General features: G+C 39.9%; 15 protein-coding genes. 13 read left to right on the top strand and 2 right to left on the bottom strand.

The genetic code is table 11. The features are described from left to right. The first annotated feature begins 315 nt into the window (after nucleotides 1-315). The 10 genes from MKY35_RS17820 to MKY35_RS17775 all read left to right on the top strand — a co-directional run bounded on the left by MKY35_RS17820 (nucleotide 316) and on the right by MKY35_RS17775 (nucleotide 7569). Nucleotides 316-846 carry a hypothetical protein gene (locus tag MKY35_RS17820; RefSeq protein WP_342444392.1) on the top strand — a complete coding sequence of 177 codons (531 nt, stop codon included), beginning with the start codon at nucleotides 316-318 and terminating at the stop codon, nucleotides 844-846. A 210-nt stretch (nucleotides 847-1056) separates the two neighbouring features. Beyond that, nucleotides 1057-1422 carry a hypothetical protein gene (locus MKY35_RS17815; protein WP_342444391.1) on the top strand — a complete coding sequence of 122 codons (366 nt, stop codon included), beginning with the start codon at nucleotides 1057-1059 and terminating at the stop codon, nucleotides 1420-1422. A 385-nt stretch (nucleotides 1423-1807) separates the two neighbouring features. Next, the gene (locus MKY35_RS17810; protein ID WP_342444390.1) at nucleotides 1808-2251 is read left to right on the top strand and encodes an oxidoreductase; all 444 of its coding nucleotides are present in this window, start codon (nucleotides 1808-1810) and stop codon (nucleotides 2249-2251) included. Nucleotides 2252-2422: 171 nt separating this feature from the next. Beyond that, nucleotides 2423-3004 carry a hypothetical protein gene (locus MKY35_RS17805; protein ID WP_342444389.1) on the top strand — a complete coding sequence of 194 codons (582 nt, stop codon included), beginning with the start codon at nucleotides 2423-2425 and terminating at the stop codon, nucleotides 3002-3004. 536 nt (nucleotides 3005-3540) lie between these two features. Beyond that, the gene (locus MKY35_RS17800; protein ID WP_341039695.1) at nucleotides 3541-3966 is read left to right on the top strand and encodes a hypothetical protein; all 426 of its coding nucleotides are present in this window, start codon (nucleotides 3541-3543) and stop codon (nucleotides 3964-3966) included. 110 nt (nucleotides 3967-4076) lie between these two features. Then, nucleotides 4077-4574 carry a GNAT family N-acetyltransferase gene (locus MKY35_RS17795; RefSeq protein WP_342444388.1) on the top strand — a complete coding sequence of 166 codons (498 nt, stop codon included), beginning with the start codon at nucleotides 4077-4079 and terminating at the stop codon, nucleotides 4572-4574. Nucleotides 4575-4779: 205 nt separating this feature from the next. After that, a complete protein-coding gene (locus MKY35_RS17790) occupies nucleotides 4780-5397 on the top strand; it encodes a hypothetical protein (protein ID WP_342444387.1) in 618 nt (205 codons plus the stop codon). Nucleotides 5398-5980: 583 nt separating this feature from the next. Further along, the gene (locus MKY35_RS17785; protein ID WP_342444386.1) at nucleotides 5981-6436 is read left to right on the top strand and encodes a DinB family protein; all 456 of its coding nucleotides are present in this window, start codon (nucleotides 5981-5983) and stop codon (nucleotides 6434-6436) included. A gap of 21 nt (nucleotides 6437-6457) precedes the next feature. After that, a complete protein-coding gene (locus tag MKY35_RS17780) occupies nucleotides 6458-6961 on the top strand; it encodes a class I SAM-dependent methyltransferase (protein WP_342444385.1) in 504 nt (167 codons plus the stop codon). A 248-nt stretch (nucleotides 6962-7209) separates the two neighbouring features. Next, nucleotides 7210-7569, top strand: coding sequence for a hypothetical protein (locus MKY35_RS17775; protein WP_342444384.1), 360 nt, complete (start codon nucleotides 7210-7212; stop codon nucleotides 7567-7569). A gap of 299 nt (nucleotides 7570-7868) precedes the next feature. On the opposite strand, the gene MKY35_RS17770 is transcribed toward MKY35_RS17775, so the two are convergent. Both MKY35_RS17770 and MKY35_RS17765 read right to left on the bottom strand, forming a co-directional pair. Further along, nucleotides 7869-8732 carry a sulfurtransferase gene (locus MKY35_RS17770; RefSeq protein ID WP_342444383.1) on the bottom strand — a complete coding sequence of 288 codons (864 nt, stop codon included), beginning with the start codon at nucleotides 8730-8732 and terminating at the stop codon, nucleotides 7869-7871. Between the two features lie 75 nt (nucleotides 8733-8807). Continuing rightward, nucleotides 8808-9752 carry a DMT family transporter gene (locus MKY35_RS17765; protein ID WP_342444382.1) on the bottom strand — a complete coding sequence of 315 codons (945 nt, stop codon included), beginning with the start codon at nucleotides 9750-9752 and terminating at the stop codon, nucleotides 8808-8810. 230 nt (nucleotides 9753-9982) lie between these two features. Between MKY35_RS17765 and MKY35_RS17760 the strand changes: the two genes are divergently transcribed. The 3 genes from MKY35_RS17760 (at nucleotide 9983) to MKY35_RS17750 (ending at nucleotide 13135) form a co-directional block, all read left to right on the top strand. Next, nucleotides 9983-10891: a hypothetical protein gene (locus MKY35_RS17760; RefSeq protein ID WP_342444381.1), complete on the top strand. Its 909-nt coding sequence runs from the start codon at nucleotides 9983-9985 to the stop codon at nucleotides 10889-10891. A gap of 212 nt (nucleotides 10892-11103) precedes the next feature. Continuing rightward, nucleotides 11104-11817 (top strand): 2,3,4,5-tetrahydropyridine-2,6-dicarboxylate N-acetyltransferase, encoded by a 714-nt coding sequence (gene dapD / locus MKY35_RS17755; protein ID WP_029515436.1) that lies wholly within the window; start codon nucleotides 11104-11106, stop codon nucleotides 11815-11817. Nucleotides 11818-11998: 181 nt separating this feature from the next. Further along, on the top strand, nucleotides 11999-13135 hold the full coding sequence (locus tag MKY35_RS17750; protein WP_342444380.1) for an N-acetyldiaminopimelate deacetylase: 1137 nt from the start codon (nucleotides 11999-12001) through the stop codon (nucleotides 13133-13135). Nucleotides 13136-13176: the final 41 nt, after the last annotated feature.

Genomic DNA, 13176 nt, shown 5'->3' with positions numbered 1-13176 from the left:
CAAGAACTATCATTAAGGGATTATGATTACAAATAAATGTTGGCATTTTCATACGAAGCAATTTTGTCTACGATTAAGAGAATTGCTTATAGATAGTTGATTGAGAATTATAAACAGCTCGAAGGCGAGGATCATAAAGGGCTGATTTTGTAAGTGAATCGAAGAAGTTATGTTTCGTTAGCTCCTATGGAACCTTGGTCTGCGAGCTGGATATCGAAGAGGAATTTCAGCAGACAACCCCTGACAGGGTTCATGAATATAGAAGCGTTAGAGAAAATCACCATATAAACCAAGTTGAAAAGTGGGGAGCATAGTATGGCGAACACCATTTCATTACCAAAACAATTAAATGATGTAGTTGAACCCATAGGTATGTCAAATGGATTAACTTCAGTTTTTATTGAAATCTTAGCTATTAGTGGATCACTAATAGCTAAAACGAATCGAGAAAAAGAATTAATTATTTGGCTAGCACAAAGGGATCAGTCTGTAGTTGAAATAGGAACAGTTGGTTTTGATATTGATGAAATGCCTTGGACTATAGACTCCTTTGAAAGCGAGAAAGATTTTATACTAGATACTATTTCAAATGCAGTAGATGGTTTAGGGTGGGAGAAATTAAGCTATAAACCACGCCAAGATTGGGTTGTTAATTGTTTGAATCAATTTGGCTTAATGATTAAAGCATTCAATAAAGAAGATGTTGACATGAATAATTATACAGAATGGTCAGAAATTGAAGAGGGGGATGATAACCCTACAATTCCAAGAGGTTATCCCAAATGCGAAAAACATGATATCTATTTAAATTGCCATGGATGTATACTTTGCAATAATGGAAGCTGAATTAAGGACTGTAGGTATTCCATAGAAGATGATGGCAATCATATAACATAATATTCAAAGCTTCGGGTCATGCAGTGCCCTTGGTCTGCAGAAGGATTTCGAAGAGGCTGGAGCAGATAGACAATCCCTGAGGGAGTTCATGAATACAGAAACGTTGGGCGAAATATTGTGATCATACAATGAAGTTCGGGGAGAGCGATGAAGATTTTCTTGAAAAAAGCAGATGAAAATAAACTTGATGTACTGTCAGTAAATATGGAAATTGACATAAGAAAAGAATACAAAAATATTACAAGACATTCTGGGCGAATGGTCCATGTTATTGATTGGAGGATAGCTTTATATATAAATGGAAATAAGTTGCACGAAGATGAAGTGTTTGTAGAAGACGAATTTTTAAAATCATTAATTTGTCCAGGAAAGTATCCTATGTTCACTTGTACTTGCGGTATATTTGGTTGTGGGGGATACTATGTTGAAGTCAGTCATGAGGATGATAGATTGTTTTGGTTAACTGAGCAATCGCCTTTTAAGGAACAATTCGTTAAGACTTCTAATAAATTTGCTTTCTCTTGAAACCAAATAATCTATTTTTTGGAAGAATTAATACATAAATTTAATGACCTAAAGAGCATAATGATTACGCATGGCTTAAATTTTCAATATGATGTAGAAAGATATAGAGAAATAATTAAAGAGATAAAAGAGCGAGCAGATCAGAATAAAAATTAAAGAAAATTCAAAGATGTTACAATGCTTCGCCTAACAATTTATTTTATGCTAAGGGCCGAGGCAAGTCGACCATCGGTCCAAGAAGCATTAGGCGAGGAAGTGACTGTCGGGATAGCCCTGAACTGATTAACCGCATCACGCCAGGCCTTCGGCCTTTAAGTCGGTGAGGGTTTGTGAATACATCAACGTTAAGTGAAATCTATATATGATAATCAACAAGGAGAAACCAATGACAACGATAAATACTCTACAAACTAAACTTTCCAGCCGATATGATGAATTTGACCCAGAGCAAGATGGGAATAAGAACAGAAAATTTGCAGATTTAATTATTGATGGAAGATCACTTTACCAAATGCTTAAGAAGCACGATCTGGTTCCATCCTTAGGATGGGGAAGCGAAGATCACCAAAAAGAAATAATTCAATACTTTTTGCTAAAGAAACCACATGAGCATATGTATCATAGATATCCAATACTTGTATGTCCTTGGTGTGGAGATGAAGAGTGTGGTTATATCTCAGTGAAAATTGACAGGGAAGAAGAAATTGTAATATGGAAGGATTTCAAGTTGGAGCATGAGAACAAATCAATAAATCTAGGTCCCTTTTATTTTGAATGGGAAAACTATGAAAGAGTTATTAATAATACTTTTAGAATAATAGAAAAATAATAATGTACACTGTAAAAGGCAAAGGCATCACTTAATATCATATTCAAGCAGCGACTTTTACAGTGCCTTAGTCTGCGAGAAAGATTTCGAGAAGGCATTTCAGCAGACAACCCCTGACGGAGCTCATGAATACAAGCGTTATAGAAAAGGGACGCAAACCATAAAAAGAAGGTGTTTAAGTTGTTTGGTTTATTTAAGAAGAAGAAAATATTTGAAGATCAACTAAACAAACTTTCTGAATTGGGCATCTTCATGAGTGCAGATTTAAAAAAAGAATTACTTTTGGAAGAATTTTCGAGAAATGAATATGAAGAAGATCCCTACAACTTGCTACTACTTACTTTAGGTGGAGAAGTTGAAGTGAATGGTGAATTTATAAATGTATCTGAGGAAATTTGGTATTTAGATACTGAATGTATTGAGGACCATGGAGACTATGCAAGAATAATAATACGATTAGAGAATATGACAAAACTTAATTTAAATAATATAACGGATTACGTAGATATTCAGAATGGTACTGCATGGGTCTCTTTTGAATATATGAATGAACTTATCAGATGGGAAATGAAAGTATATGATGATTGGTTGGATATGGAGATATTCAAGAAATTTAACGAACTAATAAAGACTGAACAATCCATGAAATTGTATATTTCAATTTTAGATCAAGGTTGCCTAATGGGCTATTTTAATAAAGAACAAGTAATTGAAATAAATAAATTAACAAAATATAAATTTGAAGAATATTAGTAAGTATATCAGTAGGCGTCCCTATCCTATAACAACATATTCAACGTTGTGTGGCTATGGCTTCTTGGTCCGGACCGAAGTTTAAAGTAGCGGTTTCGAAGAAGTAGATTCATTAGCAGGAGAGTATATTCAGCCGGATAACCCTTTACTGCCTAACTGCGTCGCAGCCGCTCCTTTCGGTTGGTTGAGGTAGTGAATGCTCGTGAATACATGACGCTATATGACAGTATGATGAATAACTCTCAAGGTGATGCTTCATAGATGACAAACAATGATTATAAAATTCAAGTCGAAAAAGAACATGGGAAAATACTTAAAGAAATAATGTATTTTGAAAGTAGTCCAAAGTACCGTCATATAACATCATATTCAAACAGCGGCTCCTGACGGAGCCTTGGTCTGATAGGTCGATTTCAAAGAGGAATTTCAGCAGACACCCCCTTTTGGAGTTCATGAATACAGGAACGTTATGCGAAACCTCAGTAAGTTAAATACGGTATGGAAGTGAATTGATGGAGGGACCAATCATAACTTGTATGAGTATAGGCGTTTATGCTCATGCACTTACACGAGGCAATAAATACATCGTAAAAAAAGAAGATAGGGACAAGTATAGAATTATTGGAAACCATGGAAAAGCAGTTTGGATATCAAAAGCTCATTTTATTGAAGGAAATATAGAAGTGCCTTATTTAGAAAGATGGAAGTTTGATGATGATCCAAAGGAGTTTGATTTGGTGGAGGTGACCCTTACTTTTTCGGATGGAAGTGAACGATGGAGTTTGGTGACAACCCCTCAAAAATTAGTAAATCACTTTAAAAAAGAAATGGAACCACCAGGATTTAATATTAAACATCTAATTATAACGAAAACAATGGACCACGACGATATTGAAAAAACATTGAAATATTTAGAGGTAAATGATGAATTAACAGAAGCAAGCCAATCTTTGGAACGTTGATTCGGAGAGGATGGAGGAATTGCATAACATAATATTCAAGCTACAGCTTTTATGGAAAATACAGAAACGTTAGGTGAAACCTTTGAGAATCTAAAAATGAGGTAACTTCAATGATGCAATACAGAATTCGACCAATAATAGAAGATGATGTGTTATTTTTATGGGAGATGTTATATGAATCATTATTTATCCCAGAAGGTCAAGAGCCATTCGATAAAGCGATAATAAAAGACCCTTATATATCAAAGTATATTGAAGGTTGGGGAAGGGATGGGGATTTTGGATTTATAGCAATGAACCATGAGGGTGAACCCGTCGGATCAATAACAGTTCGATATTTTAACGAGGATAATAAGGGATTTGGATTTATTGATAATGATGTACCCGAACTAGGAATGGCTTTGTTAAAAGAATACAGGGGAAGAAAAATCGGAATGGCCTTAATGGATGAATTATTTAAAGAAGCTAGGAAGAGGAATATAAAAAAATTATCCCTCAGTGTTGATCCGAGCAATGCAGCGGCAATGAAACTCTACGAGAGATTCGGATTTAAAGAAGTTGGGAAAGTTGATTCATCAATCACGATGGTTGTCGATTTGAGAAGTTAAAATACAGTAGTAATAGGGATTATTTTAAGGAACTCAAAAGAGATCAAGGGTATCGCCTAACATCATATTCAAGCAGCGGTCCTTACGGAGTATGGGTCTGCGAGGTGGATTTCGGAGAGGCATTTCAGCAGACAACCCCTTAGTGGTTCATGAATACAAGAACGTTAGCTGAAATATGACTAAAAAACAAAAAGGGGCCAAAACAATGAGTGAATTGACTTCAGGAAGCTTATCACTATTGAAATATAAAGAAGCAATTCTTGAGCATGATCCTATATACGCGGAGGATTTAAATGACAAATGGTTTGTTTTCGTAACCAAAGATACAGAAGAAAGTGAAGAAATTCCAGAAAGTCTATTTCAAATCTCAGAAAAAATCCCAGTGTTATATTTTTATAATTTTGAAGATCACTGTTGGGGATACCGTGTAGTTTATAATTCACAAGAGATAGCAAGTCTTCATATATCATATGTGTTATTAGATACTTCAATTATTAAGCTTGCAGAAGAAAGATATCCAGAGGAAGATCACATTGAATTTTTATATGTCGACCCTAGAGGGGACAAAATCAGAACTGAATTAATTGAAGAAGTTCTGAGATCTAATGAATACAATGAGAAAATAGCAAAACAGTTTACAAATTGCAATCTAAAAACATTTAGATTTTTTGAACTAGATAATGAGCGAATAAAACAATTAGACGATATTTTGAATAATAATTACTATACACAACTGGAATCTAAGCATCAGTTAGTAGAAGAGTTTAAAGAATTATTAAACATTGAGGAAATGAGCTGGATAGGATACGAGCAGATAGAATGAATGAAGAATACCAGGTCGTAGTAGTTCTATTATGTATTTTTCTGCACCCAAACAATCCAAAACTCGGGAGTCAAGGGTTGAAAAATGTATGCAGAAAATTCTCAATGGAGAGGGTTTAAATGATCGGTAAAAGTAATTCAGGCAAAGGCTAAATAAACGTATTAGAGGCGATAATTATGATAGATTTAGCGTCAGAAAGATTACTTATAAGAAATTTTCGATCTGATGATTGGAATGATCTACATGATTACTTATAAAATGATAGGACACATTTACTTTAATCAAACCGTACCGTTTGAGTTTTTAACATGGGAAATAGGATACATATTCAACCCAAGATACTATGGAATGGATATGCTACTGAGGCAAGTAGAAGAGTATTGCAATATGGATTTGAAGAGTTAAAGGCTCATCGGATTATTACGATGTGTAATCCAGAAAACGCTTCATCGTGGAGATTATTGGAGCGCTTGTTGATGCGAAAAGAAGGACAACCCATTTGGCATAATGCATATCAACATGCGATTTTAACAGATGAATGGCAAAGGAACAATGAATAATTTGAAAAAAGGAGTGTGAAACCATGAATGAGAATTCGCAGTTACTAGAGGAGTTCAAGGAATGGATATGTTTTGTTTCTGAGATTCGTGAAATGGATTGGCAAATAAAGATTGCCGAAGATAAATGGTCAGTTCACGATATCGTAAGTCATATACTGCTGTGGGATAAATACTTTTTTGATGCAGCCATAAATCCGATATTAAACAATTCACCTTTGACATTAACACATATGGATTTTGAACAATTTAATCAGGATGCTGTTGAATATGGGAAAACAAAAACGAAGGAAGAATTAATTAAAATGACTATTCAGTACCGTAACATGATATTGGAGAGTATAGAAAGTTTTGAAGACGACAGGTTTACTAAAGAATATGCTGATGGGAAGTTTACTGTAATATCATATTTAAGAGATTTTATCTGGCATGATCAACATCATATCAGACAGATTGATGAGCTTAAAAGAAGAGCAATGTGAGTATATAGGCGGGTGAATAATATGGGGGATTATTGGAACAAAAGATTTACTGAAGAAGGAATGATTTGGGGTTGTGAACCAAGTCAAACTGTAACCCAAGCTATGGATTTGTTCAAAAAAAATAATGTACATGATATTTTGGTTCCTGGTGCTGGATATGGAAGAAATACAAAGGCGTTCTCTTCTTATTTTCAGGTTGATGGAATTGAGATATCTAGTTCAGCTATAAATCTAGCAAAAGAATGGGATTTAAAAACGAATTTTATTCAAGAATCGGTATTAGAGTTTACTACAAGCCAAAGGTATGATGGAATATATTGTTATGATTTATTACATTTATTTTTGTTAGAAGACCGAAAAAAACTGATACAGAATTGCGTGAAGCATTTGAAGGAATTAGGTGTAATGTATTTCACATGTTTTTCTGATTGTATTTTAATAATGGTGTGGGTAGGGAAATTGAGGAAGGAACATATGAATACAAGAAAGGGAAATATGCTCACTTCTTTACTGAAGAAGATTTAATAGAACATTTTAATGATTTGAATATATTAGAAAGGGGTTCTATAAGAGAAACTCTGATATATGCAGAGAAACAACAGAAAGAATATGAATTAAGATATATAGTTGTTCAAAATATTGGATAGCTATTTCGAGGAAGTAATTCAACAGACATGTCCCACCGCTTAACTGCCGCAAGTGGCAGTTAAGCGGTGGGACATCGTGAATAAACGTTATAAGTAATTGGAACCGAAGGGAATAAAAAGATGAGAATGCAAGATAAACCGATAGTAAGTATTATAGGCTTGGGATTATTTAGTCTGACACTAGTGGTGCACATTTGTTTTAGATCAATAAGAACAATGGATGTAGGAATGGGGATATTATTGTCTCTAGTAAATGCCGTATTTTTAGTATTTACATTGCTATGGGGAGTATTAGGCGCAGTAGAATTCTCAAGATTAATGAGTTGGAGAGAGAAAATAAAGAAAAGAGAAGTGAACGAAGAAGTAGATTTACATAAATACAAGAAAAAAATTAAAATATATCTATGTATAAACGTAATTTATTTATTACTAGTTATATGTCAACTCGGCTATGTTATTTATAGATGGGATGAGGTGAACGTATAGTGCATAGAGCAATGCGATGCTATTCGAAGGCGAAATAAGTTCCAGTTAACAGCGTATTTTTGTACCGGCTATCATCTCAATCTGGTAGAAGAATTTCGGGAGATGTGGAACCAGTCAGAAACTTACGCCAAATCGTCAGGACGTAGAAAAAAATCAGCTTTGGAATTCTATATAAGGTCGCTTCACTCGGCTCAAGTTGATTTTTTATGTACTTTTTAACAAAGCAAATAAACTGCCATGAGCCAAATCGCTTAAGGCAGTTTATTTGTCTTTTGAACCTGTATATCCGTTGAAACTTTTTATTCCTCTCCGGTCGCCACCGGATTCTCCTCATAGCTGATCCAGTCGCTCCAGCTTCCCGGATATAAACGGACCTTACTAAATCCAGCTTCATTCAGGGCCAGTACATTGGGACAGGCGGATACGCCAGAACCACAATACACGATAATTTCTGCGTTTGGATCAAGATCGGCAAAGTGCTGCTGCAATTGTTCCGCATTCTTAAAGCTGCCTTTTTCGTCCAAGACCTCTTTCCAGAAGAAATTCACTGCACCGGGGATATGTCCCGCTGCTTGATCAATGGGCTCCTCCAGCCCCAGGTAGCGAGGCCGCTCTCTGGAGTCGATTAATATAGGTGAAAAACCGATATAGGAGCCAACAGGAACAGAATCTTCGGATACACGGTGTACCTCTTGCATACTTGTGAGCATTTGTGGCTGTACATTTGGTGTGAATGTACTTGGAATGCGAATCGGCTGGTCTACCGTAACGGGGAACTTCGCTTCTTTCCAAGCGCTGTAGCCCTCTTCCAGCACATATACCTGCTCATGCCCGAGATAGCGCAGGAGCCACCAGAAGCGGGAAGCCATCATGCCGCCTTGGTCATCATAAGCGACGATGCGGGAAGATGCGTTAACCCCGGCACGGCTCAGACGTGCAGCAAGTGTATCCACATCAGGTAATGGATGGCGACCCCCATGCTCACCAAGAGGAGCGGTAAGGTCTTCTTCCAAATCGAAGTGAACCGCCCCTGGTATATGGTCTTCACTAAATTGAGTCCGCCCAGCTCCGGCTTGTCCGAGCAGGGAACGGCAGTCGGCGATGATCATGTCCGGCTCATACAATCGGGCTAGCAGCCAGCGTTTGGATACGATGGATTTCATAGAGAATTCCGCCTTCCTTTTTTTAGAAGTGAATTTAATTCATTGAGTATGGTTTATGAAAATGGGGTAAATAAGTTAAGAGCTGGCCTTCAGGGGGTGCTCAGTGTCGGGCAACTCACTTTGATGGACAACTTTCTTTTTAAAATCCGTTCCGTATCGGATAAAAATCCATACCCCGAACAGGATGAAAAAGCCTGCACCAAATTGTAAGGCAGACAGCCTTTCCCCGAGCAGCATCCAAGCTAGCAGGGAAGAAATAACGGGCTCACCGAGTACCGCCATCGACACCGCAGTTGCGTTAATGTATTTGAGCAACCAGTTAAACAGGTAATGTCCGAACAGTGTAGGCACAATGGCAAGCAGCAGGAACAGTCCCCATTCCCGTGGAGCGTATCCGGTAAGAGGAATGGCATTGACCACATTATACAGCGCAAGTGATGTGGCTGCGATGGCAAAAACCCAAAAATTATACACAAACGCGCTCAAATGCTCGCGCAGATGCTTGCCCATCAGCATATGGATGGACACGGCTACCATACCCAAGAAGGACAGTGCGTCCCCGAGCAGGGCTTGTCCTGAGACATGGAAGTCTCCAGCTCCGATGGCCAGCGAGCCGATAAAAGCCATACCCATTCCGATGAGCATGGCGCGATTCGTGCCCGTCCGGAAAAACAAAAAAGAACCGAGCATGACAAGGATCGGCTCCAATGTCATAATAACGGTAGAGCTTGCAACGGTGGTCAGTCGCAGTGAGCCCATCCAGAGCAAGAAATGCAGCCCCAGCGCAATACCGGACCAGAGGATCAGCATCCACTGCTTGCGGGTCAGGCTAAACAGCTCAGTGCGGTACTTCCAGACCAAAGGCAGCATGATCAGATTGGTTAGGTACAAACGGTACATAGCGATGACGGACACCTCGGCTTCAGACCATCTTACGAAGATCGAGGAGAACGAAATAGCGATAATACCTATGATGTACAATAATTCAAAGGAAAACGACGGCTTGTGTGCTTGATTCATGTGGCAGCTCCATCCGTATGGAAGAAAGTAAATACGTCTATGTCCTTCCATCGGTATCTCAAAATTAGGTTCAATACAGCCCATTATACCGTACCTGACATTCCCGTGGTATTAGGATTTTTCAAAATCCTGAGAATATAATAAACGGGAGCAGGAGGTAGGATTTTAAGTGAGATGCTGCGTAGAACTTTTGCTGCACAAGCTCGTCTATCATAGTGGAGGTGGATTTTATGAAAAAACAAAACACAATTTCAATTATACTACTGACTGTAGTGGCAGTGCTGGCTCTGTCAGCCTGTGGAACGAAACCGCAAACCAATAACACCGCACCTCAAGGGGCAGACCAACCGCAAACGCAACAGCAGACGCAGGTTAAACCGGAGCCGGTCGCTGAGTCGGAGGTAAAAAAAGGCACAGGTGTATACAATGGAGCTGCTGACCCGCATACGGTAGAGATTGAAACCAATGGCGAAGCCCAATCCTTCCAATTGGGGGACGGACTGGACACGGTAATAGCTGGACTTAAGGAAGGCGATACAGTAGCGTTTGAATACAACGAAAAAGCAGTAGAGGGCGACGCGACGGCGAAGCAACTGACTTTAACGAAAATACAAAAAACAGAGGCTGCAACAGATGGCAATCAAAACGGAAGTTCTGGTCAAGCAGTAGGCGGAGAACGCACAAAGACTCAAACTTTTGATCTCGCCCTTGAAGGAAAAAAGGAAAAGCAGACTGCGACATTGGCAAAAGGAGAGGGATATTCGCTGTATGTGTTTGATTCGATGTCCCTTTTTCCCGATCAAAACCGTGTTGCCTTGGCTGTAGATGATAACTATTATGCTGAAATTACGAAGCTGCCCTCCGATTTTAATCTGGATGAACTTCAGAAAGAAGGCGAAAAGGATCTAGCTTCCATCGGTAAGGTGCAAAAGCTGGACAAAGCAGCCATACCTGAAGCGTTATCCAGTAGCCGTCTGTTCTTACAAGCGAGCAGTTCGAAGATGACACAGCAATATATAGTTGTAGAAAATAAAACAGGCGGTTTCATCGTGAAAGTGAACATTCCACAAGGTGAACCTGCTGAAGGATTAGAATCCTACATTTATACATCGCTGGAGAGCCTGCAAGCTAATAAATAACCCTACTTTGATGCGGGATGATCGGCGGCTTACAATCATGAATTTAAGGCAGTCATGCCGCTGAAAATGGTTATTTTAAGGGCTAGGTTAGAGCTATAAGGGTCTAATCTATAATTGCGAGACCTGCACTTTTGTGCTATAAAGGATGAGAGAATAAGATCATTCCGGCTTGCGAAGTCGTATGAAGCGATGAAGGAGTTGTTAGATTTACTATGTCCATCGAAATGAATACACAAGAAGTCATCAACGTGATTAAAAACAGCAAGAAAAAGACGCCTGTTAAAGTATATGTAAAAGGAGCTTTGGCTTCCGCATCATTTGGCGAGAATGTTCAAGCTTTTATTTCTGGAGACAGTGGTGTTGTATTTGGTGATTGGGCTGATATCAAGCCGGTACTGGATAGCGCAAACGCTAAAGAAGAAGATTATGTGGTGGAAAATGACCGCCGTAACTCCGCTGTTCCAATGTTGGATCTGAAAGGCATTAATGCACGCATTGAGCCAGGCGCATATATCCGTGATATGGTTGGCATCGGTAACAACGCAGTCATCATGATGGGTGCAGTGATTAACATCGGTGTCACCATTGGTGAAGGCACGATGATTGATATGAATGCTGTGCTGGGCGGTCGTGTTAAAGTAGGCAACATGTGCCACATCGGTGCAGGCGTTGTCCTGGCGGGTGTCATTGAGCCACCGTCCGCACAGCCTGTTATCGTAGAAGACGAAGTATTGATCGGTGCGAACTCGGTTGTACTGGAAGGGGTACGCATTGGTAAAGGTGCAGTTGTTGCAGCCGGAGCGGTTGTAACTGAAGATGTGCCTGAATACTCCGTAGTGGCGGGTACACCTGCACGTGTGATCAAACAGGTCGACGATAAGACCAAATCTAAAACTGAGATTTTGAAAGAACTGCGCGTTCTGTAAGAAGGTAAAAGTTTTTTATGTACCAAAGGTGAACGATTCCTTGTCAGAAGCATGATGCACTGACAGCATAACTTAGGGACGAAGCACAACGGACAAGGCTCGGCGGCTGCGCCGGGCTTTTGTCCTTTTGTTCTTTTGCCCGATAAGAGCTGATGAGCTATAAAGAGGAGGCGTGGCAGCAATGAGTACGGTCGACTATCGTTCTTTTGTCCAAATACGAAGAGATTTACACCAAATTCCCGAACCGGGTTTTGAGGAGTACAAAACACAACAATATTTGCTGAATTATTTGGAAACGCTCCCTCAGGAGCGGTTGGAAATTCGTACATGGCGTACGGGCGTGTTAGTGTTCATTCATGGAACAGCTCCTGAACGCCGCTATGGATATCGTTGTGATATGGATGGTTTACCGATTGAAGAAGAGACAGGTTACGATTTCCGTTCGACCCATCCCGGCTATATGCATGCTTGTGGACACGATTTACATATGACGATTGGATTGGGAATTGTTACTCACTTTGCAAGCCATCCGATTAAGGATGATCTGGTTGTATTGTTTCAACCGGCTGAGGAAGGGCCGGGCGGAGCCTTGCCTATGCGGGACAGCACAGAGCTGGCAGACTGGATACCCGATGAAATTGTCGCGCTGCATGTTGCACCTGAATATCCTGTCGGTACAATTGCGACTCGCCCGGGCATCCTATTTGCCAATACGTCGGAGCTTTTCATCGACCTGAAGGGTACGGGCGGGCATGCTGCGTATCCACACAAGGCGAATGATATGGTAGTGGCTGCTTGCCAACTGGTGGGACAATTACAAACGGTTGTAGCCCGTAATGTGAATCCACTGGATGCAGCAGTCATTACTGTGGGTAAGGTTAGCGGAGGCACGAAGCAGAATATTATCGCAGAAACCGCTCGGTTGGAGGGTACGATCCGAACGTTGTCTGCCGATACGATGGCGCTGGTTAAATCGCGGATTGAAGCGCTGGTGCGCGGTGTGGAAGCTGGATTTGAATGTCATGCAGAGATTCATTATGGCTCCAATTATTTGCAAGTGTACAATGAAGCTCAGGTGACCGAGGAATTTATGAACTGGGTCAGTAACCGGCAGGATGTGCAGCTTATTGAATGCGGAGAAGCGATGACCGGAGAAGACTTCGGGTATTTTCTGGAGCGAATTCCCGGTCTGATGTTCTGGCTTGGCGTGGATACGCCTTATGGTTTGCATCATGCGAAGCTGGAGCCTGCGGAAGAAGCGATTGGTGTAGCCATTCGTGTGCTGACAGACTACTTTACATGGAAGTCTCAAGGGTAAATGATACGCCCTGAATAATTATGTTTAATGAGAAGAATGAA

This window comes from Paenibacillus sp. FSL L8-0638 (assembly GCF_038593075.1).
In the GTDB taxonomy this organism is placed as follows: domain Bacteria; phylum Bacillota; class Bacilli; order Paenibacillales; family Paenibacillaceae; genus Paenibacillus; species Paenibacillus polymyxa_D.
This window is presented reverse-complemented; position numbering and strand designations above follow the sequence as displayed.

What these genes read in the sequence shown, in the direction of transcription:
- MKY35_RS17820 (WP_342444392.1), top strand. Translation starts at nt 316, where the DNA reads ATGGCGAACACCATTTCATTACCAAAACAATTAAATGATGTAGTTGAA.
- MKY35_RS17810 (WP_342444390.1), top strand. Translation starts at nt 1,808, where the DNA reads ATGACAACGATAAATACTCTACAAACTAAACTTTCCAGCCGATATGAT.
- MKY35_RS17800 (WP_341039695.1), top strand. Translation starts at nt 3,541, where the DNA reads ATGAGTATAGGCGTTTATGCTCATGCACTTACACGAGGCAATAAATAC.
- MKY35_RS17795 (WP_342444388.1), top strand. Translation starts at nt 4,077, where the DNA reads ATGATGCAATACAGAATTCGACCAATAATAGAAGATGATGTGTTATTT.
- MKY35_RS17790 (WP_342444387.1), top strand. Translation starts at nt 4,780, where the DNA reads ATGAGTGAATTGACTTCAGGAAGCTTATCACTATTGAAATATAAAGAA.
- MKY35_RS17785 (WP_342444386.1), top strand. Translation starts at nt 5,981, where the DNA reads ATGAATGAGAATTCGCAGTTACTAGAGGAGTTCAAGGAATGGATATGT.
- MKY35_RS17780 (WP_342444385.1), top strand. Translation starts at nt 6,458, where the DNA reads ATGGGGGATTATTGGAACAAAAGATTTACTGAAGAAGGAATGATTTGG.
- MKY35_RS17775 (WP_342444384.1), top strand. Translation starts at nt 7,210, where the DNA reads ATGCAAGATAAACCGATAGTAAGTATTATAGGCTTGGGATTATTTAGT.
- MKY35_RS17770 (WP_342444383.1), bottom strand. Translation starts at nt 8,732, where the DNA reads ATGAAATCCATCGTATCCAAACGCTGGCTGCTAGCCCGATTGTATGAG.
- MKY35_RS17765 (WP_342444382.1), bottom strand. Translation starts at nt 9,752, where the DNA reads ATGAATCAAGCACACAAGCCGTCGTTTTCCTTTGAATTATTGTACATC.
- MKY35_RS17760 (WP_342444381.1), top strand. Translation starts at nt 9,983, where the DNA reads ATGAAAAAACAAAACACAATTTCAATTATACTACTGACTGTAGTGGCA.
- dapD (WP_029515436.1), top strand. Translation starts at nt 11,104, where the DNA reads ATGTCCATCGAAATGAATACACAAGAAGTCATCAACGTGATTAAAAAC.
- MKY35_RS17750 (WP_342444380.1), top strand. Translation starts at nt 11,999, where the DNA reads ATGAGTACGGTCGACTATCGTTCTTTTGTCCAAATACGAAGAGATTTA.